The 25,483-nt window shown below is 53.0% G+C and carries 22 protein-coding genes and 1 riboswitch; of the genes, 18 read left to right on the top strand and 4 right to left on the bottom strand.

From position 1 onward, the window contains the following. The 3 genes from RDM26_RS00870 to RDM26_RS00860 all read right to left on the bottom strand — a co-directional run. Positions 1–735: proton-conducting transporter membrane subunit (locus tag RDM26_RS00870; RefSeq protein ID WP_307737184.1), on the bottom strand; the 735-nt coding region annotated here is incomplete at its 3' end. Further along, the gene (locus tag RDM26_RS00865) at positions 732–1,160 is read right to left on the bottom strand and encodes a Na(+)/H(+) antiporter subunit C (protein ID WP_307737183.1); all 429 of its coding nucleotides are present in this window, start codon (positions 1,158–1,160) and stop codon (positions 732–734) included. The genes RDM26_RS00870 and RDM26_RS00865, both read right to left, overlap by 4 nt. Further along, on the bottom strand, positions 1,157–4,243 hold the full coding sequence (locus tag RDM26_RS00860) for a Na+/H+ antiporter subunit A (RefSeq protein ID WP_307737182.1): 3,087 nt from the start codon (positions 4,241–4,243) through the stop codon (positions 1,157–1,159). Before RDM26_RS00860 ends, RDM26_RS00865 begins: the two co-directional genes overlap by 4 nt. 309 nt (positions 4,244–4,552) lie before the next feature. Here RDM26_RS00860 and sucC point away from each other — a divergent pair, with 309 nt between their 5' ends. The 5 genes from sucC to RDM26_RS00835 all read left to right on the top strand — a co-directional run bounded on the left by sucC (position 4,553) and on the right by RDM26_RS00835 (position 13,266). Continuing rightward, complete coding sequence (gene sucC / locus RDM26_RS00855) at positions 4,553–5,719, top strand: ADP-forming succinate--CoA ligase subunit beta (RefSeq protein ID WP_307737186.1); 1,167 nt, start codon at positions 4,553–4,555, stop codon at positions 5,717–5,719. Between the two features lie 30 nt (positions 5,720–5,749). Further along, entirely contained in the window at positions 5,750–6,682 is a 933-nt protein-coding gene (sucD, locus tag RDM26_RS00850; RefSeq protein WP_307737181.1) for a succinate--CoA ligase subunit alpha, read from the top strand. A 382-nt stretch (positions 6,683–7,064) separates the two neighbouring features. Next, positions 7,065–9,206, top strand: coding sequence for a DUF6350 family protein (locus tag RDM26_RS00845; RefSeq protein ID WP_307737180.1), 2,142 nt, complete (start codon positions 7,065–7,067; stop codon positions 9,204–9,206). A 29-nt stretch (positions 9,207–9,235) separates the two neighbouring features. After that, positions 9,236–9,314, top strand: a riboswitch (ZMP/ZTP riboswitch). 27 nt (positions 9,315–9,341) lie between these two features. Further along, positions 9,342–10,952 (top strand): bifunctional phosphoribosylaminoimidazolecarboxamide formyltransferase/IMP cyclohydrolase, encoded by a 1,611-nt coding sequence (gene purH / locus RDM26_RS00840; RefSeq protein WP_307737179.1) that lies wholly within the window; start codon positions 9,342–9,344, stop codon positions 10,950–10,952. A gap of 184 nt (positions 10,953–11,136) precedes the next feature. Next, positions 11,137–13,266 carry an alpha/beta fold hydrolase gene (locus RDM26_RS00835; protein WP_307737178.1) on the top strand — a complete coding sequence of 710 codons (2,130 nt, stop codon included), beginning with the start codon at positions 11,137–11,139 and terminating at the stop codon, positions 13,264–13,266. On the opposite strand, the gene RDM26_RS00830 is transcribed toward RDM26_RS00835, so the two are convergent. Beyond that, positions 13,263–14,699: a L,D-transpeptidase family protein gene (locus RDM26_RS00830; RefSeq protein WP_307737177.1), complete on the bottom strand. Its 1,437-nt coding sequence runs from the start codon at positions 14,697–14,699 to the stop codon at positions 13,263–13,265. The genes RDM26_RS00835 and RDM26_RS00830 overlap by 4 nt on opposite strands. A 360-nt stretch (positions 14,700–15,059) precedes the next feature. On the opposite strand from RDM26_RS00830, the gene rpmE reads away from it, so the two are divergent. From rpmE to RDM26_RS00765, 13 genes are all read left to right on the top strand, one after another. Beyond that, positions 15,060–15,278, top strand: coding sequence for a 50S ribosomal protein L31 (rpmE, locus tag RDM26_RS00825; protein ID WP_024059374.1), 219 nt, complete (start codon positions 15,060–15,062; stop codon positions 15,276–15,278). A gap of 171 nt (positions 15,279–15,449) precedes the next feature. Next, positions 15,450–16,550 (top strand): peptide chain release factor 1, encoded by a 1,101-nt coding sequence (gene prfA, locus RDM26_RS00820; protein ID WP_278608561.1) that lies wholly within the window; start codon positions 15,450–15,452, stop codon positions 16,548–16,550. 22 nt (positions 16,551–16,572) lie between these two features. Further along, positions 16,573–17,427, top strand: coding sequence for a peptide chain release factor N(5)-glutamine methyltransferase (gene prmC / locus RDM26_RS00815; RefSeq protein ID WP_278608562.1), 855 nt, complete (start codon positions 16,573–16,575; stop codon positions 17,425–17,427). A gap of 76 nt (positions 17,428–17,503) precedes the next feature. Further along, positions 17,504–17,905 carry a hypothetical protein gene (locus RDM26_RS00810; RefSeq protein ID WP_278608563.1) on the top strand — a complete coding sequence of 134 codons (402 nt, stop codon included), beginning with the start codon at positions 17,504–17,506 and terminating at the stop codon, positions 17,903–17,905. A 15-nt stretch (positions 17,906–17,920) separates the two neighbouring features. Next, on the top strand, positions 17,921–18,544 hold the full coding sequence (locus RDM26_RS00805) for an L-threonylcarbamoyladenylate synthase (RefSeq protein ID WP_307737176.1): 624 nt from the start codon (positions 17,921–17,923) through the stop codon (positions 18,542–18,544). 9 nt (positions 18,545–18,553) lie between these two features. After that, a complete protein-coding gene (locus tag RDM26_RS00800; protein ID WP_307737175.1) occupies positions 18,554–19,696 on the top strand; it encodes an MraY family glycosyltransferase in 1,143 nt (380 codons plus the stop codon). Further along, positions 19,696–20,214: a hypothetical protein gene (locus RDM26_RS00795; RefSeq protein WP_307737174.1), complete on the top strand. Its 519-nt coding sequence runs from the start codon at positions 19,696–19,698 to the stop codon at positions 20,212–20,214. Before RDM26_RS00800 ends, RDM26_RS00795 begins: the two co-directional genes overlap by 1 nt. Positions 20,215–20,391: 177 nt before the next feature. Next, positions 20,392–21,189 (top strand): F0F1 ATP synthase subunit A, encoded by a 798-nt coding sequence (atpB, locus tag RDM26_RS00790; RefSeq protein WP_307737185.1) that lies wholly within the window; start codon positions 20,392–20,394, stop codon positions 21,187–21,189. Positions 21,190–21,245: 56 nt separating this feature from the next. Next, a complete protein-coding gene (gene atpE, locus RDM26_RS00785) occupies positions 21,246–21,449 on the top strand; it encodes an ATP synthase F0 subunit C (RefSeq protein ID WP_278608567.1) in 204 nt (67 codons plus the stop codon). Positions 21,450–21,467: 18 nt separating this feature from the next. Next, positions 21,468–22,025, top strand: a complete 558-nt coding sequence (locus RDM26_RS00780) for a F0F1 ATP synthase subunit B (protein WP_307737173.1) — start codon at positions 21,468–21,470, stop codon at positions 22,023–22,025. Continuing rightward, positions 22,025–22,855: a F0F1 ATP synthase subunit delta gene (locus tag RDM26_RS00775; protein WP_238127596.1), complete on the top strand. Its 831-nt coding sequence runs from the start codon at positions 22,025–22,027 to the stop codon at positions 22,853–22,855. Before RDM26_RS00780 ends, RDM26_RS00775 begins: the two co-directional genes overlap by 1 nt. Positions 22,856–22,883: 28 nt before the next feature. Next, complete coding sequence (atpA, locus tag RDM26_RS00770) at positions 22,884–24,539, top strand: F0F1 ATP synthase subunit alpha (RefSeq protein WP_238127595.1); 1,656 nt, start codon at positions 22,884–22,886, stop codon at positions 24,537–24,539. A gap of 2 nt (positions 24,540–24,541) precedes the next feature. Next, positions 24,542–25,465 carry a F0F1 ATP synthase subunit gamma gene (locus tag RDM26_RS00765; protein ID WP_238127594.1) on the top strand — a complete coding sequence of 308 codons (924 nt, stop codon included), beginning with the start codon at positions 24,542–24,544 and terminating at the stop codon, positions 25,463–25,465. Positions 25,466–25,483: the final 18 nt, after the last annotated feature.

The raw sequence follows: 25,483 nt of genomic DNA, 5'->3' as shown, positions 1-25,483 counted from the left end.
TACGGCGGTGATCGGGGCGGGTGCCGTGGGATAAGAATCTGGCAACCAAGCCGAGAGCGGGAAAACGGCGGCCTTTAGACCAAATGCCACTAGGAATAACGTTTGGATAAGCATGGCGACTGCCGGATCGATTTCAGTTAGCCGCATAGAAAGCTGCGCCATATTCATGGTGCCGCAAGCGCCGTAAAGGCAGGCGAGTGCTACCAAGAAAATCGCTGACCCCACCATCGATACTGCCACGTAAACCGTGCCGGATCGGATGCGATCCCGGGTGCCTCCCAGAGTAATCAACACAAAGGAGGAAGTAAGCAGAATCTCTACCCCCACGTAGAGGTTAAACATATCTCCGGTGAGGAACGCGTTATTCACTCCGGCGCATAACACCAAGTAGGTGGGGTGAAAAATCGGAGTAGGAATATCTTGCGATTCATGAACGGTACCTTCTGAGAGCGAATAAGCCAGTACCGCCACCATTACCACCAAGGAAGTACATAGCATTATCGCAGCTAGACGGTCAGCCACCAGGGAGATTCCAATCGGAGCAGCCCAAGACCCCACATCTAAAACCAGAGTAGCTTTATCAGTTAACCCTAGAATCGTGAGGGCAAAGATTAAAGAAAACGACAGCGTCACAAAGGCAACCGCTGACTGTATCCGGTAGTGTCTCCCTAAGCCCAAAGTTAAAGCCGCCGCTAGCAGGGGAAGAAGAACCGGTAACGCTAAAACAAAGTTCACAGTTCCCTCCTTTTACGGCCACGTTTCTTATCTAGTTCATCCAGGTCCAGGCGTAGGAAGCGTTCGGTGTCTTCCACTTTCTTCGCTAAGCGCCGATCCTCCAGGTCATCGGTGACCTCGTCATGCCCCGATAGCCGCCAGGAACGGTAGGCAAGTGCCAATCCGAACGCTGTAGTGGCCATCGACAACACAATGGCAGTAAGAATCATTCCCTGCGGCAAGGGATCAGACATTTTTGACAGGGCAGTACCCAAAATTGGAGCCGTACCGGCGCGTCCCCCCTGGGAAAGCAGGAATAGATTGATCCCATTACCCAGCAGCCCTAATCCAATAACGATCCGGGTTAAAGTACGTTCGGTGACCAGGTAAACCCCGCAGGCAACCAGAAATCCGGCAGCTAATAACAGGCAGAGAGAAACGCTCATCGCTTTGCCTCCTTAGGCTCAGAAATAGAAACGCTTTGCACCAGGCTCTTTTCTTTTTCTGCCGAGGACGCGTCCACAGTTTCCTCTTCATCATCCGGTAAGCCAACGGCATGATCCACCGGATCTTGCCGGCCGGTAATATCGGCTTCGGGCAGCTGATGGCCCGCAGATTCGCCCTGACGGTCAATCTCCGAACCTAGAGATTGCAACAAATCCAGTACTACCCCGATAACCAGCAAATATACCCCGATATCTAGTCCCATTGCCGATGTAAAGTGCAGTTCCCCCCATATCCCTAAATCAAGATGCGTTTCTACGCTTTGTAAAATGGTGTAGCCAAACGCTAAAGGAATCAAGGCGCTAACTACGGCAGTAGTCATGCCGAGCGCAATAATCCCGCCCGGTCTGGCCGGAACCGCCTCTAAAAGTTCAAAGCGTCCTCCCGCAAAATAACGGATCGTAATCCCAATCCCGGCAACCATGCCTCCAATAAAGCCTCCGCCGGGGTTGTTGTGGCCGATAAACAATAGCCATACCGATACCAGCAGTAAAGTGTGGTACAAGATCCGGGTAGAAACTTCCAGCAAAATTGAGCGACGGCGCGGACTAATCAACGTAGCAACCGCCAGCCAAGTTTGTTGGGGGCCAGCGGAAAGCTTCCGTAAATGTCCCCGGCGTCGCCGCGCCCTCATCAATAGTCGGCGCCGGCGTGCACGATGGGAACTAGCCAGGGCGCTAGATAGCCCTCGCAGGTAGATCAGGGCAGTAACCCCGGTAGCGGCAACTAGTAGTACCGAAAGTTCACCCACAGTATCCCAGGCTCTAACGTCTACCAACAAGATATTGACCAGGTTTTGTCCCCCGGCAAAAATACTTCCTTCGGTAGTGACCAGGTTCGAGACTGGTTCATGAATGCGAGCAGAGGACGTGGAAAGCCCCAATAGCACGATGCCTACTCCGCAGGCAGCGGCTATTAAAAGGCGATAACTCGGAGCCCAGCGACTCACTCGGCGTGAAAACCGGGCTGGTAGACGCCGCAAAACCAGTAAAAACAACGTGAGGGTGACCGCTTCTACCACCAACTGGGTAAGCGCTAAGTCCGGAGCCCCCTGCAGCACGTAAATGGCGGCCACAGCGGCTCCGCAAGCCGACAGCGCCAGTACTGCATTCAGGCGGCGCTGGGCAACAACACAGATGGCAGCCATACCGATCAGAGCGAAACAAATGAATGCTTGCCCGAAGGAATCTGCGAAATGCCAGCTGTGCATATCGTTAATTCCCAGCAGGCATCCCCCAGTTGCCACTGCCGAAACCGTAAATATCACTGAAAGGTCAGCCGGAAGAGAACCGGTTTGTACCTTACCTGTAACCCAAGCAGCCCCCTGCTCCAAAGCACGGATAGCCCGCGAATACAGCCCCTGGGCACTCCATCGGGGCGAAAAAGCTAACCGCCGCTGCAGTCGCGCCAGCCGTGCCCGCTTCCAAAACAAGCCAAAACCTGCCGCCAAGATAAAGACAGTTACTAAGGCAGGCAATACTCCCGACCAAAGATGTAGATTCCCTGGATCTTGCTGATAGCTTTGGATCGCGGTTTGCCGCAAAAAATGGTCAAGGACGCTCGGCAAGAATCCGAGAATTACCGAAAGTCCGGTAAGTATCCCGGGGATCGCCGTGAGCATCTTGCCGGTTGCGCGCAATTTTTGCCGATGAGGACAGGTGCCTTTGCGGTCATGCTTATGACTGAAAGCGCCCCAAAAATAGCGCAGCGAATAGCCAAAAGTTAAGGCCGAGCCCACAATCAGCGCCGCAAAAACTATTGCCGACTGCCGGTTGTCTGCCGAACCTACCAGGGCGGTAATCGCATGTTCTTTCCCCAAATATCCGCTGGTTATTGGGATTCCGGACATGGATAAGATTCCCGCTAAGGCGCAGGTAGCCAACGTGCGAGAACACTCTCCCAGGCCGCACAGGCTGGGGAACTCGCGGGTGCCGGTTTGTTTTTCGATAGTCCCAGTGGTTAGGAATAAGCCGGATTTAAAGGTGGAGTGGGCAGCCAGAACACACAAACCTGCCAGGTAAAGCTGGGGGCTGCTCGAACCAATGAGCATAGTAAGGAATCCCAGTTGGGATACAGTTCCGAAAGCCAACACTAGTTTAAGGTCGGTTTGTCGCAACGCCGCGTAGCCTCCTAGCAGCATTGTCGTTGCCCCTAAAATTATGATTGCCCAGGTAAGTGCGGGGAAGAGGGCAAATGCGGGCGCAAACCGGGCGATTAGGTAGATCCCCGCTTTTACCATGGCGGCCGCGTGTAGGAACGCCGAAACGGGAGTGGGAGCGGCCATCGCGGAGGGCAGCCAGAAGTGAGTCGGGAAAATCGCCGACTTGGTAGCTGCCGCAAATAAAATCAAGGCTAATCCACAGCCAGCTGCAACCGGTTCGACCTGAGTGCCCAGGGCAGTCGGGGAGGACAATACGGTTAACAGGTCGCTAATCCTAAAGGAGCCTCCTGGCATGATCCCCAGGATCACAAACCCCGCGAACATACTTAAAGAACCGGTGGTGGTTACCAAAATAGCTTGGCGGGCGGCGGCGCGGGAGGCACGTTCCTCAGCTTCGTGACCAATCAAAATAAAGGAACTGAAAGTAGTAATTTCCCAGAAGAAGTAGAGGGTCATGGTGTGATCTGCCAAGACCAGACCAGACATCGAGGCAGCAAAACCTAGGAAAGCGGCAATGAATTGACCAAGCCGGGGAGAATCCTTGGAGAAATACTGTGCGCAGTACACCAGGATTAGCGAGCCAACCAGGTTAATCACTATTAGCATTAGCCAAGATAAACCGGTCAGTCGAAACCCTATCTCTAGATCTAGTGCGCTTGACCATTGATAAAACTCCGCTATTTCCTGCGATCCAGTGCCGAAGGCCTCTCGGGTGTGAGATAGCGTCCAGACGAGGACGCTAAGGGGCATAAGGGCAGCAAAGTAAAAAGTGCGTTGCTTAAAGTACTTCACTAGCAAGGGAATTAGCAGCGCAGCCAAGAAGTAGCACCCAATCAGCGGGGCGGCGTGATCCCACAAGAGCATAGCTAGTTCCAATCCACTTCTAGGTTTTCCGTCCAACAGCTTCTAGGTGAGTACTCATCGTACCGTGAACCGAAATCATTGGGGAGTTTCGCCCGAAAAGCGACAGTAATTTGCGCGGGAGGGAGGACGCTTCCTCTTTAAGCTCTCGTGGGTATTACTTTAGTTTTTGATTAGCTGAATCATGCTTGTTTAGAGTCAACCCTAGTTTTTTAGTGATGGAGAACACTTTCTCGTGACGTAATAAGCGAGAATATACGGTACTATAGTCCTATATCTTGATGTCAAGGTACTTAATGAGAGGACGTGCAAGTGGACCTTTACGAATACCAGGCTCGCGACCTATTTGAAGCGCACGGGGTTCCTGTGTTAGCCGGAATCGTGGCCGAAACTCCTGAAGAAGCTCAAAAAGCTGCCGAGAAACTCGCTGAACCCCTGGTGGTGGTAAAAGCACAAGTCAAGACGGGTGGCCGCGGGAAAGCCGGCGGGGTGAAACTCGCTCGCAGTCCCCAGGAAGCACGCGAAAAAGCCGAAGAGATCCTGGGTATGGATATTAAGGGACATACCGTGCACCAGGTGTTAGTTGCCGCTGGTGCCGATATTGCTTCTGAATACTATTTCTCGATTCTTCTTGACCGCTCTAACCGTCGTCACTTGGCTATGTGCTCCAAAGAGGGTGGTATGGAGATTGAGCAACTGGCCAAGGAACGCCCGGAAGCCTTGGCGAAGGTGCCGCTGCCGGTTACTGGTATTGACCCAGATGTTGCCCGCAAAATTCTTAAAGAGGCCGGTTTTGTGGATGAAGAAGTCATCAGTAAAGCCGTGCCGGTGCTAGAAGGGCTCTGGGGCGTATATCAGGGTGAGGATGCCACTCTAGTAGAGGTAAACCCCTTGGTGTCCAGTGAAGAGGGCGAAATTATTGCTTTGGATGGGAAAGTTACCTTGGATGATAACGCCCGTTTCCGTCATCCCGGTCATGAGGAACTGGTGGATAAACGCACAGAAGATCCCCTGGAAGCCAAAGCGAAAGAAAAAGGCTTGAACTATGTACACCTAGAAGGTCAGGTAGGAATCATTGGTAACGGCGCTGGTTTGGTGATGTCAACTTTGGACGTGGTCGCCTACGCCGGTGAAGAATACGGGGTAAAACCAGCGAACTTCCTCGATATTGGGGGCGGAGCCTCCGCGCAGGTAATGGCTGATGGGCTGGACGTTATTCTGGGTGATCCCCAGGTCAAGTCGGTATTCGTAAACGTATTCGGCGGGATAACTGCCTGTGACCAGGTGGCTTCCGGAATCGTTAAAGCAATTGAAATCTTGGGGGATAAAGCCACTAAGCCGCTGGTAGTACGCCTAGATGGCAACTCAGTAGAAGCTGGTCGCAAGATTTTGGAAGAAGCAAGCCTACAGCAGGTGACCATGGTAGAGACTATGGACGCTGGCGCCGCCCAGGCAGCTAAACTCGCTGCTGGCTGTTAAGAATCGGTAAAAGAATAAGGAGAAACAAATATGTCAGTATTCCTTGATTCCTCAGCCCGGATTGTCGTACAGGGCATGACCGGTTCGGAGGGGCGTAAGCACACCCGGCTAATGCTGGGAGCCGGCACCAATGTGGTGGGGGGTACCAACCCCAAGAAAGCAGGGCAAACGGTTGATTTCGATATCGTCCCCCTAGGTGAGGCCGCAGAAAAGAAAGGCGTTAAAGCCGGAACGGTTTCGGTGCCGGTATTTGGCACCGTGAAAGAAGCCATGGAAAAAGAGGGCGCGAATGTTTCGGTAGTGTTCGTCCCTCCGCGTTTCGCTAAAGGCGCGGTACTAGAAGCCGTAGAGGCCGGGATGCCACTGATCGTAGTGATTACCGAGGGGATCCCGGTACAGGATTCCACCGAGTTCGTTAATGCCGCCCTGAAGAATGGCTGCCGGATTATCGGTCCGAACTGCCCGGGGATTATTACGCCGGGACAGTCCAATGTCGGCATTACCCCCGCGGATATTACCGGTTCTGGCCCCATCGGGCTGGTTTCCAAGTCTGGTACGTTAACCTACCAGATGATGTTTGAGCTGCGCGATATTGGCTTTACCACCTGTATGGGAATTGGCGGTGACCCGGTGGTGGGTACCACCCATATTGATGCGTTAGAGGCCTTCGAAAAAGACCCCGACACCAAAGTAATCGTGATGATTGGCGAGATTGGGGGAGATGCGGAAGAGCGCGCCGCCGATTATATTGCCGCTAATGTCACCAAGCCGGTAATCGCCTATGTTGCGGGCTTTACTGCTCCTAAAGGTAAAACCATGGGACACGCAGGTGCTATCGTCTCCGGTTCGGCAGGTACTGCCCAGGCGAAGAAGGAAGCTCTGGAAGCTCATGGCGTCAAAGTTGGCAAGACTCCCTCTCAAACGGCGGAATTGGCCAGGGAGGCCTTTAAAGCTCTTAGCTAACTGACAGGCGATGCTAAGTGGAAAATTATTTCTATTAGCTGGTGGCTTGGAATATGACTGGGGGGGCGGTGCTTGGTACCGCCCCCCCCAGTAGACTATTTACCGCCAGGCACAGCTGAGTGCGGTGCGCCTAAATGGTAAGAGAGTGGAAAAGTGGACAATAGTAGGGATGTTGCGCCGGCCTAATGTTCCAAAATATCCGCTCCAATCTGCAGGAGCCAGGAAACAAGTTGCGCATACCCAAAAGGGGGCAACTATCCAGGCCACTAAAAACTCTCAGCAGAAAGCTACAAGGCGGAGCCAGGGACAAGCCAAACAACCGACTTTTAAGGACAAGAAACGTCCAGGTAGCAGCGCCAAGACAGTTGGGGGTCGTGGATTGGTGGACAAGCTCCGGTTAGTTCGCAAGAAATCCCCAACTGCTGGGAAAGCTACCGATAATGCCCCTGACTCAAAGGCGAAGGCTAGCTCCCAAAAGACTCGGCGCACTCTCACGGTGAGAATTCCCCGCGGAATCACCCGGATGGTGGCCGCTGCCCTGATCACCTGCCTGATTCCCTGGCTTGTTTTCTTGAGTGTTAGTGCCGGAGTTTATTTTTCCACCTCGTCCAACCCCTGGATGGCAGACACGGTTTGGACGGATTCTCTGGCGGTGGGAGCCAGTATCTGGGCTCATGGATTCGCAGTCCCTCTTCCTGCTGGTATAGGGCAAACCGCCACTTTGTCGGTGATTCCCTTGGGATTGTGGATAGCCTATCTTTGGCTAGGGGGGCATCTAGCGCGCACCTTTGTCCTTGAAAGCCGGGCAGTGCTGTGGTTTTACCCTTTTGCGCAAACGATAGTTGCCGTGCTGGTGGGATTGGTTGTGCGCGGAACCTACAGCCTAGGGGCACTATTCTTTTGGGCGTTAATCCACGGTTTCGCTACTGTGATCTACGCTTTTTATCTCTTTGATCGCGATCAGCGTCCCGATAGGGAAAAACCGTCCCTACGGCATCCTAAAGTGCGTTTAAAGTTTGAATATGAACGATTTACCAGCTGGAGTCGGCAATTAATTCTCCGCGTGAGTAAACCAGATCATGCCTACAATCAGGATCTAGAAAACCGACGCCTCGGCATTGACCGCGATGAACGCAGTTGGGACGGCGCCAATAGCACTTGGACAGTACCCGGCTGGGTTGTTTCGGGGCTACGCGCTGGTTGGCAAGTATTCAAACTATTTGGGATCGTAACCTTGATACTGGTAATAGCCCAAGTGTTCACCCATTTCCCGGCAGTAAAGAATATCTCTGACCTGTATGGTCTTTCCCTAGGGGCAGGGATTTTGCTTTGGCTGGCACAATTGCTGTATCTGCCTACTGTGCAAACTTGGGCGCTGGCCTGGATTCTCGGGCCGGGATTTCAACAAGGTACCGGCACTATCCGTTCGCTGACGGAGGTAAAAACCGGTCCGATTCCTGCAGTCCCCATCTTGGGGGCATTACCCGCACAAACTCCCGGGTACTGGATACCGGCAGTGATCGTAGGGCTCAGTCTGCTGTACGGATACCTGTTCTACACTTCCATGGCGCGGGTAGATTTCTTCTCCCACGTGGCTTCTTTCCTGGTAGCTACCCTTTCGTTTACGGTTTTAACTACTTGGTTCTGCTTTTTATCTTCCGGCTCCATCGGTGCGGGACGCATGTCCTCCTGGGGGGTAGACCCGCTGACCACCGCGGCGATGGGATTAATCTTGGTGTGGATACCTATCCTGCTGGTAGCAACCCTTACCCACCCTCATGCCCGCGCTTACCTGGCAGATATTTTCCTTAAACTCAAGAGGGCGGGCGAGCAAGCTGGGCGTCAAGGCTTTGCAGCCGCGAAAGAAAAAGCCAAAGAATTCCAGTCCCGAAATCCCGTTAGTGCCGAGGCCTCGGTTACGGATGAGGACGCGGCAGCAGATACGCAGGAAACCGGCGAAGAGAATAGCTCCGCGAAACCACAGGTAACCGGAGATAGTAAGGCGCAGGAAGTGCCCTCAGCTGCGAAAGAGGCGACAGAGGCGGGGCAAGTATCACAATCGCTAGAACTTCCGGTAACAGATTCGCAAGCAGTCTCCGCTGATGAAGAAAATGACAGCGAAGCTAAGGCGGGTAAAAAGACTGAAACTGTCGGTAAAGATAGCGAAGACGCCCTCGAAACTACCGAAAAATCGCAAGCTGACCAGGTGGCTCAGCCAGCTGCCCCGCGACAGAGCCCGGAAGAAAAGTTTGCGCGTTCCAGGGGAGCCCTCCCGGTAGACACCGAAGAAATAAAAGACCTGGCCACCGGTTGGGCAGAGCGCAAAACCGATGAAGTTATTGCCAGAGAACAGCAGGAATTGGAAAAAATCAAATCTTCTGCCCAGCGCCTCCCAGAAGCAGAACTGACGCGGCCAGCAATAAAACGTTCAATTTTCAAACGCGGCCGCTTGCGTGCGGGCAAACCCCGGCGCGGCGCGGACGACACCTCTACCCAAGCCATTGAAATCCCCGACGAAGATTAACTTTCGCAGCTGGAGTTAGCAGGGTAGACTGGTTTTAACGTGACTGGCGAAAAAAGTGGATAACCACTGGGGAACGTAAAAGGACAGTCGCTCGCCTGGGCTGGACAAAGAATGCAACAAAAGGATTCCCACGTCATGAGCGAAATAAAACCCATTAAACGTGCCCTGGTCAGTGTCTACGATAAAACCGGCCTCGATAAACTGGCGAAAAATCTACAGGCAGCTGGGGTTGAAATTATTTCCACCGGTTCTACCGCGCAAGTCATTGCCGCTGCCGGGGTAGCGGTAACTGAAGTTTCCCAGGTAACCGGGTTTCCCGAATGTCTCGATGGACGGGTAAAAACTCTGCACCCCCTGATTCATGCTGGGATTTTGGCTAACCGGGAGCTACCTGCCCACGTTGCCCAGCTAGAAGAACTGAAAGTAACCCCGATTGACCTGGTGGTTTGCAATCTTTATCCCTTTGCGGACACGGTAGCTTCCGGTGCCGGGTTTGCGGATTGCATTGAAAAAATTGATATCGGCGGGCCGTCAATGATTCGGGCGGCCGCCAAGAATCACGCCGATGTAGCGGTGATTGTCGATCCCAGTTCCTACGACGATTTAGCTGCTGCCCTGCAGCGTGGGGGATTCACTGCTGCGGAGCGCCGCGAACTCGCAGCTACGGCTTTCAACCACACCGCTATTTATGACATCCAGATTTCCTCCTGGTTTGCGAAGCAACTAAAGGGTGAGGGCGAGGCTACTGCTAGCAGCGCCCTGCCTAACTTGGAACAGTGGAAACCGCAGCTGAAGGAATTACACAGTTTGCGCTATGGGGAGAATCCGCATCAGGAGGCCGCCGTCTATCGTTTCACCGATGAAGAGGGCGGCCTGGCGCAGGCAGAACAGCTGGGTGGAAAGCCTATGAGCTACAACAACTACACCGATGCCGATGCGGCTTGGCGGGCGGCTACCGACCATAGCGAGCCTTGCGTGGCGGTAATCAAACACGCTAACCCCTGCGGGATTGCAGTTGCCGAGGATGTAGCGAAGGCGCACTTGTTGGCGCACGGCTGCGATCCGCTATCGGCCTATGGCGGGGTGATTGCCTGTAACCGTGAGGTCACTTTGCAAATGGCGCAGCAGGTGAAACCGATTTTCACCGAAGTGATTATTGCCCCCGAATATGAAGCAGAGGCACTTGAGCTGCTGCAGACCAAGAAGAATCTGCGGATTTTGCGGATTGACGCAGATGCCCCGATGGAATGGGAATTCCGGCAGATCAGTGGGGGAATGTTGGCGCAAACTCGCGACCGGTTGCAGGCCGAGGGCGACAATCCCGAAAATTGGACTTTGGCGGCTGGCACAGCAGCTGATGATGCCACTCTGGCAGATTTAGCTTTTGCTTGGAAAGCAGTGCGGGCAGTGAAGTCAAATGCCATTTTGCTGGCAAAAGAACAGGCCACTGTAGGTATCGGGATGGGGCAAGTGAACCGCGTAGATTCTTGCGCCCTGGCGATTCAACGGGCAAATACTTTGGGACAGGTAGCGGAAGGTGAAGCTACCCCCGAGCGGGCACGCGGCTCGGTGGCTGCCTCCGATGCGTTCTTCCCCTTCGCTGATGGTCCTCAATCCCTCATTGAGGCAGGTGTGAAAGCCATTGTGCAGCCCGGTGGATCGATTCGCGACGAAGACACCATCAAAGCCTGTCAAGAAGCAGGCGTAACTCTGTACCTGACCGGTACCCGCCATTTCTGGCACTAGGCTGCTAAGTGGTGGATTGAGACTCGATAATCGCGAGTTTTAGATGCGGTGAATGCAGCATCGGGCTGAGTGAAAAATTGCTTTGCCCTAGCGGTTAATCTGATTCTGTACTGATAACCTGGGGACGCCGGGAGGCGTCCCCAGGTTATTCTAATTTTCCAGGTGTGCAGTTAGGAGAGCGAAGATGATTATCGCAGCAACAGATGGTTCCTCCCTCGGAAATCCAGGTGCCGGCGGCTGGTGTTGGTATCTGTCTCCTGATTGTTGGCGGGCTGGTGGTTTTACGCTCGGAACTAATAATCAGGCAGAACTGATGGCAGTAGCCGATTTACTCACCGAAACTGCGGGGATGAATGATGATTTATTGATCCAGGCGGACTCCCAGTACGTGATTAATATTTTGACGAAATGGCGGTTCGGCTGGAAGAAAAAGGGGTGGAAAACTGGCGGGGGTAAACCGGTAGCCAACCTGGAACTGGTCAAACGCCTAGATCAGTTACTATCTGACCCTGCCAGAAGGGGAAAAGTAAGCTTCGAATGGGTAAAGGGGCACGCCGGGCATCCCCTCAATGAACAGGCAGACTCCCATGCGCAGGCGATTGCGAAAGCATATCAGGCGGGGACCCCTCGGCAGACGGATTTTGGGCCAGGCTGGAATACTGGCAAGGAGAATGCCGGTGAGTTAGCTTCCGATACAGCTAGTGGTAGTGCTGCCAGTTCCGTACAAGAACGGAGGCGAAAAGGACGCCGCCAAACTAACGACCAGCAAAAACCGGCCGCCCCGACATCTGTCCTCGCGCGTCCTCTTTACCCGAAATTAGACCAAAATCCTAACCCCAAAGAATATCGTCAAGGACGTTACCTAATCCGCGAACACGTCCTCACTGTTCCCCTCTACCATCCGGAAGTAGCGTTAAACCTGTTCCCGGATTCGGCGAAAAACCCGGTAGTAAACCTGGAACGAGAGGCAGATTCCCAGGAAACCGGGGTACAGAGCGAGCTTTTTGCGGTTAATCCCGGCGAACAAACCCGGCCAAAATCGCAGGAAAACTCCGATATTTCGACAGCAGACAGGCAGTTTCTACCTCCCTGGGTAGATGCGGAAATCAAGAAAACCCATATCGAAATCTATGCCCGCGAAATCGCCCTTGATGATGAGGAAAACCGACCCTATCTGATTTATTTCCAAGGAGGCCCGGGGTGTAAAGGCTCTCGTCCGGCAGACTGGTCTGCTCCCTGGTTTGGCGCTGCCCTGGAAAAATACCGGATAATCATGCTTGACCAGCGGGGAACTGGACGCTCCACCCCGCTCGATAATGTCACTATTCCTGCTCTAGGAACCCGCGCCGGAGCTTGGTTGCGACTGATGCGCGCCGACCAGATTGTAGGGGACGCCGAAGCACTGCGCCACGCCCTGGGGATAAAAAAATGGACGGTGATGGGGCAAAGCTTCGGTGGCTTTATTATTACCGCCTATCTGTCTCGCTTCCCCGAGGCTATCGAAAAAGCCTATATCACCGGGGGTCTGCCGGGGCTGACCAAGGTAAACCGGATTTATGAGCGCACGTTTGCGGCCACCGCCCGGCGTTGCCAAGAGTTCTACGCCCTGCCCGGTATGGAAGAAGCAGTCCGACAAACCTGTGCCCACGTGCTAGAACACGATGAATACCTGCCTAATGGAGAAAAACTAACCCCCAATCGGATTAGACAAGTAGGTCTGGAGCTGGGACGCACGCTCGGCCTGGAAAATCTGCGCTACCTGTTCGAGGCGCCGTTTGTTCACATCGGGAGGAAACGTCACCTCACCCAAGAGTTTTTAGGACAGGTAGGAGGACGAGTCAGTTTTGCTCTGGATCCCCTCTACGCCCTCTTGCATGAAACTATTTACGGGAATGCTGTCCCGCAAAGCGAAGTGGAACCCACTGCCTGGGCGGCAGATCGGATTCGCGAAAAGGCTCCCGGCTTTGCCCAAAATGCCGATCCCCTCGATAAGACCCAACCTTATTATCTTACCGGGGAGCATTTTGGTAGCTGGGTGTTCGCCAGCGATCCCGCACTCAAGCCCCTAGCAGAACTGGCAGACAATTTGGCGGCGGAAACCGAGTGGCCGGTACTCTATGACCCGCAGAGATTGGCGGATAATCAAGTTTCGGTACATGCGGTGGTTTACCGCGATGACATTTTCGTTCCCCGCTCCCTATCACTAAATACCGGCAGGGTTATGGGAGCCAATATCTTGGAGAAAGAGGATTTGCACCACGACGGGCTACGCGCCAGCGGAAACCAGATTATTTCCTGGCTACTATCCCACTAGGAGTGGGATATAACCGGGGTACCGATCGGTGCCCACTCATAGAAATCACGAGCCCCGCCAACCGGCATATTCACGCAACCATGCGATCCTCCCGGGCCTCCCCAGCCGAAGGATCCGCGCCAAGGAGCTCCGTGCAGCGCGTAGCCTCCCGAAAAGAACATGGCGTAGGGGACGTTCGGAGAAACATAGCGACTGCCGTCAGTATTGAATCCCCGCATGGTTTTAGAACGATATTTACGTTCGATAGCGAAGTTACCTTTAATGGTGGGGGTAGCAGGAGCTCCGGGAACCATAGAGGTAGGTCCCTTCACTACTGAAGCACCCTCATACCCAGTTACCGTGTAGTTAGAGAGGTTAACATCAATCCATTTTTCTCCCGGCGCCGCCATATAGGCTAACTTTTCCGCGCCATCAGCAATGGTTTTGTCTTTGACGCTAGCTTTTTCAACCTGGGTTTCGTAGCTGAGGGAACTGTCTTGCCCAGCTGCAAAATTCTTGGTTATTTCTTGGGTAAGTTTTTCAACATTGCTGACCGTCACCCCATCTTTAGGTTCGGTCTCGGTTTTTAGAACTTTGCCGGCACTATTGACGAATCGTTTCCCGTCAACCTTCGGAACTTCAACTTCGCCTTTATTCTTGTTAACCCAATCTCCGATAGCCTGTTGATTTGCTTCAGGTTTAGCGCTTTTACTGATTGCAGGGATTTTTACAAAACTAACTTTTGCTTTTTGATCAGCGGTGAAGGTCTTTTTCCCCGCAGCAATCGTCACTTTGTTTTCCGTTAGCTTAACGGCAGCATCCGCCATTTGTTGTGCCATATCTTGGCTGGCTAGTGGTTTAACTGGGCTCACCTTTAGCGAGGAAAGTTGATCCTTTTGAGTGTCCATAACCTTGTTGGCGGCCGCTACCAGCGTATGGGTATCCACGCCGAACCCGTTCTTACCCGGAACCACTTCGAATCCGGTTCCTTCCGCGTTAGCTTTCACTATCGGCTCGGTAGCAGGCTTGGCTTCCGGAATATCTTTGGACAGATACTGCGATAGTTTATTGGTTACTGCCGGATCGATGTCGTGAACGATATCCACCTGACGGGAAGTGAATAGGCTACTGACGTAGCTGAAAGCACTATCTCGTTCTGTGGCATTTTTCGCAGTAGTTTTCGCGTCCAACAGGTATCCGATTTCCTGGGGAGTAAAAGATTTCTCTTGGATTCCCTGTCCTGAGAAAGTCGCTTTATAGTCAGTTTGGGCGACTTCTAGTTGTTTTTGGATCTGGGAGCTAGTCATTCCCGATACTTTAACTTCTCCTACCTTGGTTCCCGGCAGAGCCTTTTTCCCTATCGCGTAGTAGGTGACATAAATAGCGAATGCCGCGACCAGCGCCACCAGCGCGGTAACTATCACGGCAACAGTTATTTTTGCATTCTTGGACATCGATATCTTTGCTTCCGAACGGTCTGATCAAATAACATCTTCATCCTAACGGGCTTTAGAGCCTTCTAACATAGTCAGGGTGGGTAAGTCTGCTCACAGTGCAGGTAGAACCACTTTTTATTTTATTTGACCAGCGGTAATGAGCCTAGAATTCTCCTGCTGTTATGAGATTGTTATCAGAATTCTTTTCCGGATAGCGGACACTGACGAGATACAGAAAAATCAAAAGGTCACCCCCACCACATTTTGCCTGAGAACTGGCTTTACCAACGCGCAAAGTGGCATAATCAAATCCGGTTCCGGTTCACCTTATGTAACCTGCATTTGGACCCGGCGCCCTGAGAACCTCAAGGAGAAACCATGAAACAGGGAATTCATCCCGAATATGTTCCCACCACGGTTACTTGTACCTGTGGGAACACCTTTGAAACCCGTTCTACCATTACCTCCGGCACTATGCGGGTAGATGTGTGCTCCGCTTGCCACCCCTTCTATACCGGTAAGCAGAAGATTATGGACACCGGAGGACGGGTTGCGCGCTTCGAAGCCCGTTACGGCAAGCGCAAGCGCGAAAAGTAAGCTTTGTTTTAAGTGTGGCCGGCGCGCGCGTCGGCCACACTTTTTATTTCATTTAGTTATTTCCCAGCCCGAAGAGACGAAAACCCTTACCAATCGAAAGGCTTGGTTTTCTAGCCGCGGGCAGGCAACGTAGAGTAGAAGTCAGTTCGCGAAGAGTTATAAGGAGCAACTGTGGGATCGCCGATTGACGAGGAAGCTGTAGAAGCCCTCATCGCAGAAAAAACTGAACTGGAAATGAAGATGGGCGATCCGCAAGTGCAAAAGGATCAGCAGCAGGCTCGTAAAATCGGTCGCCGTCACACCCAGTTGGCACAGATAGCGAAAGCCTATGAGACCTGGAAGAGTGCGCAGGAAGATTTACAGGCCGGCCAAGAGTTGGCTAAGGAAGATCCGGATTTTGCTTCCGAGATTCCCCAGATGGAACAGGCTGAAAGTAAAGCGTTAGATAAGCTGCGTAAAGTGTTGGCACCCCGCGATCCCGATGATGCTCGTGACGTCATTATGGAGATTAAAGCGGGTGCAGGTGGGGATGAGTCCGCCCTCTTCGCTGGGGATTTGCTGCGGATGTACGAACGTTTTGCAGAAACCAAAGGCTGGAGCGTGCAGGTCATGGACTCCACTGTGAATGACCTGGGCGGAATCAAAGACGCCCAGATCGCGATAAAAGCTAAGGGGAACGTAGCCCCCGAAGAGGGAGTCTGGGCGAACCTAAAGTATGAGGGCGGAGTGCACCGGGTGCAGCGAGTGCCGGTCACCGAGTCGCAGGGACGTATTCACACCTCTGCTGCCGGGGTATTAGTGATGCCGGAGGTAGAAGATGCGGGAGAGGTTGAGATCGACCCCAATGAGGTGCGGGTAGATGTGTTCCGTTCCTCCGGGCCGGGTGGACAGTCGGTTAATACTACTGATTCCGCAGTCCGGCTGACCCACATTCCCACTGGAATCGTGGTTAGTATGCAAAACGAGAAGTCGCAGATCCAAAACCGTGAGGCCGCGTTCCGGGTGTTGCGGGCTCGCTTAAAGGCAGAGGAAGAGGCGAAACGGGAGGCCGAGGCAGCAGAGCAACGCCATTCTCAGGTGCGCACCGTAGATCGCTCCGAACGCATCCGTACCTATAACTTCCCGGAGAACCGGATTGCTGATCACCGCACCGGGTACAAGGCCTATAACCTTGACCAGGTGCTTAACGGACAGTTGCAGCCAGTGATTGACTCGGCGATCAAACTTGACGAGGAGCATCGTCTAGAACAGCTTTCGGGACAGTCAGCTTAATAGATTCTGCGCGGATCATCTGATGAGTGAAGCCGGTTTCTCCCGCCCACAGGCGTTTAGTTGGGCACGCCAGCGCTATACGGAAGCTGGAATTGAGCCGGCGCGAGAAATCATGGCGCTTTATTGTGCTGCTTGTGGAGCCGACGAATTTTTGTTTGCCCCCCAGGAGTTAACTCCCGCTCAGACGCAAGATTTCCGAGAACTGGTGAAACGGCGCTGCAGCCACGAACCATTGCAGCATCTGCTAAAAGAGATGTTTTTCGGTTCCTTTCGCTTGTTCTCCAGCCCTGATGCCTTTATCGTGCGGCCGGAAACCGAGTACCTAGTAGAACTGGCGTTGCGTCCTCGGGGTGCACGGGAAGCGGGCTTGGCTGCGGATTTATGTGCGGGATCGGGTGCTATTGCCCTGACACTTGCCCGAGAATTGCCTGCGGCTGCGGTCTTTATGGTGGAGATTAGTGAAAAAGCCTTGAGAGTAGCGCGGAAAAACCTGGAACGTTACCCACAGCTCGCGCGGCGCATTAGTGTGAGTTGTGCAGATGTGGCTGACCCTCGTTTATGGGAAGAGCAAGCGGGGCAATTTGATCTAGTGGTTAGCAACCCACCCTATGTCCCGCCCGGTACTATTACTCAACCAGAAGCCTTAAAGGACCCCCCGCTCGCCCTCTGGGGTGGGGGAGAGGATGGCCTTAATATCCCGAAACAGACCGTGGATCAGGCTTTTCGACTGTTGGGTAAAGGCGGAGTTTTTTCGATGGAACATGATCCTACGCAGGGAGAAAAACTGTGTGAATACGCTGGTAAAATAGGATTTAGTCAGATGAGGACGGAGCGGGATCTTACCGGGCGTCCCCGCTATCTATTGGCACGAAAGTGAAGATCAGATTAAGGTCTCTCTTAAATGATGCTAACGTTAAGGTAAAGTGGCTGGAAGATAGCAGAAGGGTGCGGCAATGGCGGCTTGGTTTCGCGCGGTAGGGGCGGTAACCGCCGTGGCGTTAGTACCTATATTTTTCACCGCTACTGCTTTCGCAGAGGATCCGTCTCCCCAACCAACTTTGCATTATGTGGAAGCTCCTCTGGATAGCCCTCCCCGTAGTACCAGTAGCACCCCTAAAGAAGTCACGATTACTGCTGGGGTGAACCCAACGACGCCGATGCCTATCCCGGAAACTAGCGAGCCTAATCCTACCGGGCAGATTAATCCTCCTTCGGCGTCAAGTAGCACCCCGGCTGCCCCCAGGCAGCTAGCCCAAACCGGAGGTCAGCGCGATATCTGGCTGACCGGGTTTTCGCTGCTAAGCATTTGGGTGGGAAGCGCAGTGATCACCTATGGGCGCAAGCAACGCCGATAAGGCTAATATGCAAGTATGCGAACTCCGCTTAGTAAGCAAGATATAGCTAGTCTCAAAAGTCTGATAGCGGCGGGAAAACTGCTGGTAGTACCCACCGATACGGTCTATGGGATAGCCGCCGACCCTTTTGTGGCTTCCGCAGTAGATCGGTTGCTAACGGCAAAAGGTAGAGGCCGGGATTTCCCCTCCCCGGTACTGGTAAGTAGCATTTCGCAAGCTGCTGCGTTGGTGCCCGCGATTCCTCCTCTGGCCAGAGTGTTTATGGAGGGGTTTTGGCCGGGAGCTCTGACCGTGGTGTTACCGGCGCGAAAAGATTTGCCACTCGACCTGGGGGTAACGGGAGGAACTGTCGCCCTGCGTCAACCAAATCAAAGTGATCTTTTGCAATTACTGCAGGAAAACGGACCTTTGGCAGTAACCTCTGCGAATCTTCATGGGTTACCGCCTGCACAAACGGTTAGGCAAGCGCAAGATTATTTCTCAGATAAGGTCGCCGAATATATCGATGCCGGTCCTAGCCAGATTGGAGAACCATCCACCATAGTTAAGGTAGAGGAAGCAGAATACTCGGTGCTCCGCAGCGGGGCAATTTCGCCTCGTCAGCTTCAGACGGTTGCCGGGAAAGCAGCAAAACAATAGGGAGAGATTGTGAAAGCCTATCTGTTACTGGGGGTAATTGCCTGTGCGATTACTTTTTTGGTGACCCCGATAGTGCGCCGTATCTCCGTGGCACTTCACGTTTTGACTCCGGTGAGGGAGCGCGATGTTCACCAGGTTCCCACTCCGCGACTAGGTGGGGTTGCGATGTTGTGCGGACTGTTAGGAGCGTTTTTGGTTTCGCGGCAGATGCCATATTTTTCCCAGTTTTATGCCGATCCCCAGGTGTGGGCGCTCATCTTTGGTTCGATCGCCATAACAGTGCTTGGGGTAGTGGATGACATCTATGATTTGAACTGGTGGACTAAACTCTCCGGACAGGTCTTGATTGCGGCTGCGGTCGCTTGGCAAGGCATTCAAGTGGTTTCGTTCCCTATCTTTGGAATGACTATTCCCTCAACCAGGATGTCGATTCTGATAACCGTGCTGATCATAGTGTTTTCTACCAATGCGGTTAACTTTGTTGATGGTCTTGATGGTTTAGCAGCCGGAATCACTTTGATCGGAGCAGGAGCGTTCTTTGTTTATTCTTATCTTTTGATTCGCCTGACAAACGCGCAAAGTTACGCCTCCTTCGCTGCCATGATCGGAATCGTAATTGTGGGGGTTTGCCTAGGTTTCCTAGCCTCTAACTTTCATCCCGCAACTATTTTCATGGGAGACTCAGGCTCGATGTTGCTGGGGCTGACCATTTCCTGCATGTTCATCGTAGTTACCGGACAAATTGATCCGGTTTCTCTGGGCACATCACAGTTCCTACCGGCAGCTATTCCGCTGCTTTTGCCGTTGGCAGTAATGGCTCTGCCCTTTGTTGACATGATAATGGCGGTGATTCGCCGTTTGGCCAATGGGCAAAGCCCCTTTAAACCGGATCGTCTTCACTTGCATCATCGACTGTTGAAGATGGGGCATTCGCATCGTCGCGCAGTGTTGGTGATGTACCTGTGGGCATTCTATTTTTCGGTACTTGCAGTTTGTTTGCTAAAGCTTGACTGGCTTCCCGAGTTAATTCTGACAGTGCTAGGTGCGATAACCTGCCTGATAGTCACCATTTCCTACTTACCGGGATTACGTAGTTATTATTCGCTGGGCGCGGCTCCCTATCCCCGGCATGTACGAGGAAAGGACGGTTGATGAACGAAGATATCGAAAAGTTCTCCGAAGGAACGTCGGGGAGGGGCTTGCCTCCTGCGCATCGAGACACTGCCGGAAGGAGTCCGCGGACACCGGAAGTCACTACAGTTGCTGATCGCTACGGAGCGCGGATGGCTATTCGCAAAGGAAATCGCGCTGTTGTCGTGATTTTGGCGATCCTAACCCTGATTTCTGTACCAGTGGCAGGAATCATTCGTTCTTGGCCAGGGGCATTAGGGGCTCTTTCCGCCATGGTAATCATGTGGGTGGTGGCGGCCGTTGGAATCGGCGCCAACCGGTTGGTATTGCGAGATCCCCGGCGCACTAGCGGCTATGTTTTTGGAGCCTATTTAGTGAAACTGGTCATAGTTATCGTGGCGGTAGCGGTACTTCGCCCTTTGCCGCAGGTTGATAGCAAAGTGATTTTTCTGGTGTTGGTAATCGCAATTTTACTAACCACTATTGGAGAGGCGCGAGTAGTAACGAAAACCAATAAAATAAGTATTGGAAAGCTCTAAACCAGGTATTTCTATGGTAAAAATCCGCTTAGTTCTCGGGGACGCAAGTCCTATGCTAAGTTGGTCTAGAGATATTCGGGAGTCCGTCCACCGACTGGAATAAAGCGTTAGGATGGAATCCGGATCACGGTTTTCGGCCAAACTCGGCAGAATTGAAGGGAACAGATAGTGTCACTGATGCTTAGTGGGCTAACCACCCTGATACCGCAAGACGGTTTCGAGGCACCTACCATTGGAGAATTCTTCCCGCCGGTGATTGCCTTTGCTGGTACCCCTTTCGAAATGAATCGCATTACCCTGGTGCGCATCATATTGCTGGTGGCATTCCTGATTTGCGCGGTGCTTTACACTCGGCGGGCAAAACTGGTACCTGGTAAAGCTCAATGTACTATGGAATATCTCCTGGACTTTTGCCGCACCAACATCTCTGAGCAGGTGATGGGAAAAGAATACGCGAAGAAATATAACGGTTTTGTGACCGCGATTTTCTTTACCGTCCTCTTTATGAATATTGGCGGAATCATCCCGGGGCTAAATATAGCCGGCAGCGCGGTGGCGGGGATCCCGTTGCTACTAGCTATCTTCGTCTGGTTCCTATTTATCATCGCCGGAATCCGGGCTCAGGGCACCGGCGGTTTCTTTAAATCCTCGCTATTTCCCCCCAATGTCCCTAAGGTGCTCTACATATTGTTGACTCCGATCGAGTTTTTCTCGACCTTCATCGTGCGTCCCTTCACCTTGTTCGTCCGTCTTTTGGCCAATATGATCGCGGGGCATATGTTGTTGGCGCTGACTATCTTGTCCACTAACTATTTCCTGCTGTTTGCAGCAGGAGGGATGAAGGTATTCTCCCTGGTCACCTTCGTTGCTGCGATTGCGGTAACCGCTTTCGAACTTTTCGTTGCTTTCCTACAGGCCTACGTATTCGCAGTCCTCACTGCGGTCTATGTAGACCAGTCGGTGCACGCCCACTAAAGACTTCCGCTTCCGGCGGGAAAACCCACAAATAAAGAAAGAAAGAGAAGAAAATAATGACTGGATCTCTAGCTACTCTCGGATACGGCCTGGCTTGTATTGGCCCCGGTATCGGACTTGGTCTCTTAATTGGTAAGACCCAGGAATCTCTCGCGCGTCAGCCTGAGCTTGGGGGTCGTCTGACCACCAATATGTTCATTGGTATCGCGTTCGTAGAGGCGTTGGCGCTAATCGGTTTGGTTGCTGGCTTCCTGTTCTAATCGCAAAAGGGAAACTTAATGTTATACATGATTCAGCAGGCAGACGGGGCAGGTGAACACAATGTTTTACTGCCCGCGCTGCCAGAGTTGATTTGGTCCGCGATAGTCATATTGATCTTTTTCTTCGTGATATTGAAGTTCATGTATCCGAAGTACAAAGAGATCACCGAAAAACGCGCCACCACCATTAAAGATGGTCTGGAAAAGGCGGCGCAGGCGAAGAAAGAAATCGCCGATGCCAACACGCAATCGGAACAGGCTTTGCGGCATGCTCATGAGGAGGCTGCCCAGATCCGCTCGGAGGCACAAGAGAGCGCCAAGCGGATTGTGGCCGAAGCGAAAACCCAAGCTAGCGAGGAAGCTGAGCGTATTAACGCCCAGGCACAGCGGCAGGTGGAAGCTAATCGGCAGGCTGCAGAAATTTCTCTTAAGACTGAGGTCGGGATGCTGGCTGCAGAACTGGCAGAGAATATTGTGGGCGAACAGTTGACGGATCGGGATCTATCTGCACGGGTAATTGACCGTTTTTTGGATCAACTGGAAGCCTCCTGCGAAAAGGAAAGTGTTAGGAAATAATGCGCGCATCCAGTAGGCAAGCTCTAGAGCAGGGCAAAGCGGTTTTAGCCCGGCAAACGGGCATGACTGCCCAGACTTGTTACGACTGGGCGGATGACCTCTTTGTGCTATCTGACTTGGTGCAAGGCTCATCTAGGATTGCATTGGCGCTTACCGATCCGGCTCGTAACCTGGAGGATCGGGTCAGGTTGCTTCAAGCCTTGGCCGAAAACCTGTCAGAGGTTGCACTTACAACCGTAGAGGGCGCTCTTAGCGCAGCTCCCAGTGCCCAAGAACTGCCCACCGTGATTGAAACTCTCGGTGAATACGCAGTACAACGCGGTGCTCAGACTGAGGGTAAGGCTATCGAGATCGCGGACGAAATATTTTCTTTGGAACGATTCGTGCGATCTAATCAGCAGGTACGCTCAGCGCTTTCTGATCGCAATCGCGAGCCAAAATATCGGGTGCGCTTACTAAAAGAGCTTTTTGGTTCCAGTTTGTCGCGTCCGGCTACAACTCTGGCTCTGCGGGCGGTGAGTGCTGTAAACCGCGATAGCAAGCTGGAGGACTCGGTATCCTTAACTGGAAACTTGCGTCATATGCGTCGTGATCTGGCAGCAGCCGGCGATACTCTGGTAGCAACGGTGCAGGTGGCAACCCCGCTTGCAGATGCCCAAGCTGAGCGCCTGCGGGATATCTTGTCACGGCGTTATCAAAAAAACATTCACCTACAGGTGAGCATAGATCCCTCGGTGATAGGGGGCATGAAAGTTCGGGTGGGTTCCCAAATTTTCGATGGCTCCTTGGCCACCATCATTCAAGAAACAAAGCAGAAACTGGCCGGGTAGTACCGGAACGTTAGGAAAAGGCAAATTCATGGCTGAACTTCAAATCCAACCGGAGAAGATTCGTGACGCCCTCGCGGACTTCGTAAGCTCCTATGAGCCCACTCGCTCTACCGAGGACGAAATCGGGCATGTAGTGATGGCGGCTGATGGTATCGCGCAGATCGAGGGCTTGCCGGGGGCAATGGCGAACGAGCTTCTCAAGTTCGCCGATGGCACTACCGGATTGGCAATGAACCTAGAAGACCGCATGATTGGCGCAATTGTGCTGGGCGACTTTTCAGGTATTGAAGAGGGACAACCGGTGCGCCGTACCGGAGAGGTACTATCCGTTCCAGTGGGTGACGGGTATCTAGGGCGCGTTGTTGATCCCATGGGGCAGCCCCTAGACGGCCTGGGCGAGATTCAAGATATTGAAGCACGCCGGGTCTTGGAGCTACAGGCTCCCGGGGTGATGATGCGTAAATCCGTGCACGAGCCCCTGCAGACCGGCCTGAAAGCCATCGACTCCATGATTCCGATTGGGCGGGGTCAGCGGCAGTTGATTATTGGAGATCGCCAAACCGGTAAAACTGCGATTGCGATTGACGCCGTGCTTAACCAGCGAAAGAACTGGGAAAGCGGCGACCCCAATAAGCAGGTACGTTGCATCTATGTTGCTGTGGGACAAAAAGGTTCCACCATCGCCAGTGTACGCGGTCAGTTAGAGGCCGCCGGAGCCATGGAATACACCACTATCGTGGCGGCGCCTGCTTCTGACTCAGCCGGGTTTAAGTATCTGGCACCCTACACCGGTTCCGCTATCGGCCAGCACTGGATGTACCAGGGTAAGCACGTCCTCATTATTTTTGACGATCTTTCCAAACAAGCAGAAGCCTATCGTAGCGTTTCCCTATTGCTACGCCGTCCGCCGGGGCGCGAAGCCTACCCCGGTGACGTTTTCTACCTACATTCCCGTCTCCTGGAGCGCTGTGCCAAGCTCTCTGATGAACTGGGTGGAGGCTCGATGACCGGATTGCCTTTGATTGAAACCAAAGACAATGATGTGTCGGCATATATTCCTACCAACGTCATTTCGATTACGGACGGACAGATATTCTTACAGTCGGATCTGTTTAACTCCAACCAACGTCCGGCAGTGGATGTAGGTATTTCGGTTTCTCGTGTAGGCGGCGACGCGCAGGTCAAGGCGATGAAGAAAGTCTCCGGCACTTTGAAGATTACTTTGGCACAGTACCGGGATATGCAGGCGTTCGCGATGTTCGCTTCCGATCTGGATGCCACCACCAAGAGGCAGCTCACCCGGGGTGCAAGGCTGATGGAATTGCTGCGGCAGCCCCAGGCTACTCCCTACGAGGTCGAGGATCAGGTTTGCTCGATTTGGGCAGGAACCAGCGGCTATCTAGATGATATCGAGGTATCTGATGTTCACCGCTTCGAGTCGGAAATGCTTGCCTATTTGCATGCCAATTCGGATGTACCCGCCAAGATTAAAGAAACCGGGCAGTTCGATTCCGATACGGAAGAGGCTCTAAAAGCAGCGGTCGAGAAGTTCCGCAGCGGTTTCGTTTCTTCCCAGGGAGTGCTGGACTCAGAAGTTAACATTCCCGAAGAAGTTTCCGAAGCTGAGCGTGATAACGAAAAACTGGTGGTAGATCGCCACAACAAGAAAGATAAAAAGGATTAACCTTGAGCGGAAAGCAGCGGATATATAAGCAGAAGATCAAGGCCACGCAGACGCTGGGCAAGGTCTTCCATGCTATGGAGCTGATCGCGGCCTCGCGTATCGGAAAGGCTCGCGAAGCTGCCACTCAGTCCACGCCCTTCGATACGGCAATCACGCAGGCTTTGGCGGCTTTAGCAGCTCACTCTTCGTTCGATCATCCGGTAACACGAGAGCGTACGGATACTGACCGGGTAGCGGTTATGTGCGTGACTTCTGATCGCGGTCTAGCCGGTGCTTATTCAGCCTCTATTCTTCGTGAAACCGAGAAACTGGTGGATCAGCTCAAAGAGCAAGGTAAAGAACCGGTGCTCTATAGCTATGGACGCAAGGCAGAAAGTTACTTTCGGTTCCGCGGGGTTCCGGTGGAACGATCCTGGAGCGGTAACTCGGATTCTCCGACCATCGAGCAATCTTACGAGATCGCCGACGTTCTTACCGACACTTTTTTGGCGGACGTGATTCATGAGGGGGTCTGTGAGGTCTACCTGGTGTTTACCCGCTACGTGAATATGGTCAAACAGGTTCCGATAGTACGCAAGATGTTGCCACTGGAGGTCATCTCGGAAGAAGAAGCCGAAGAGATGGATATTAACCTGGATACGCCCCAGGGCAAAGTACCTCCGCTATACGAGTTTGAGCCTAGCCCCGAGGCAGTTCTTGACCAGATCTTACCTATGTATGTGCGTTCGCGGATTCGCTCGGCGTTGCTGCAGGCAGCTGCCAGCGAGTTAGCCAGCAGGCAAACCGCGATGCACACTGCCAACGATAATGCTCAGGACATGATTGAGCGTTATACCCGCCTGGCTAATAATGCACGTCAGGCAGAAATTACTACTGAAATAACGGAGATCGTCGGCGGGGCCGAAGCCTTGGCCGCTGGTCGCTAGAGGAAACAAAGGATTAAG

It is taken from the genome of uncultured Varibaculum sp. (genome assembly GCF_902489465.1).
Lineage (GTDB): Bacteria > Actinomycetota > Actinomycetes > Actinomycetales > Actinomycetaceae > Varibaculum.
This window is presented reverse-complemented; position numbering and strand designations above follow the sequence as displayed.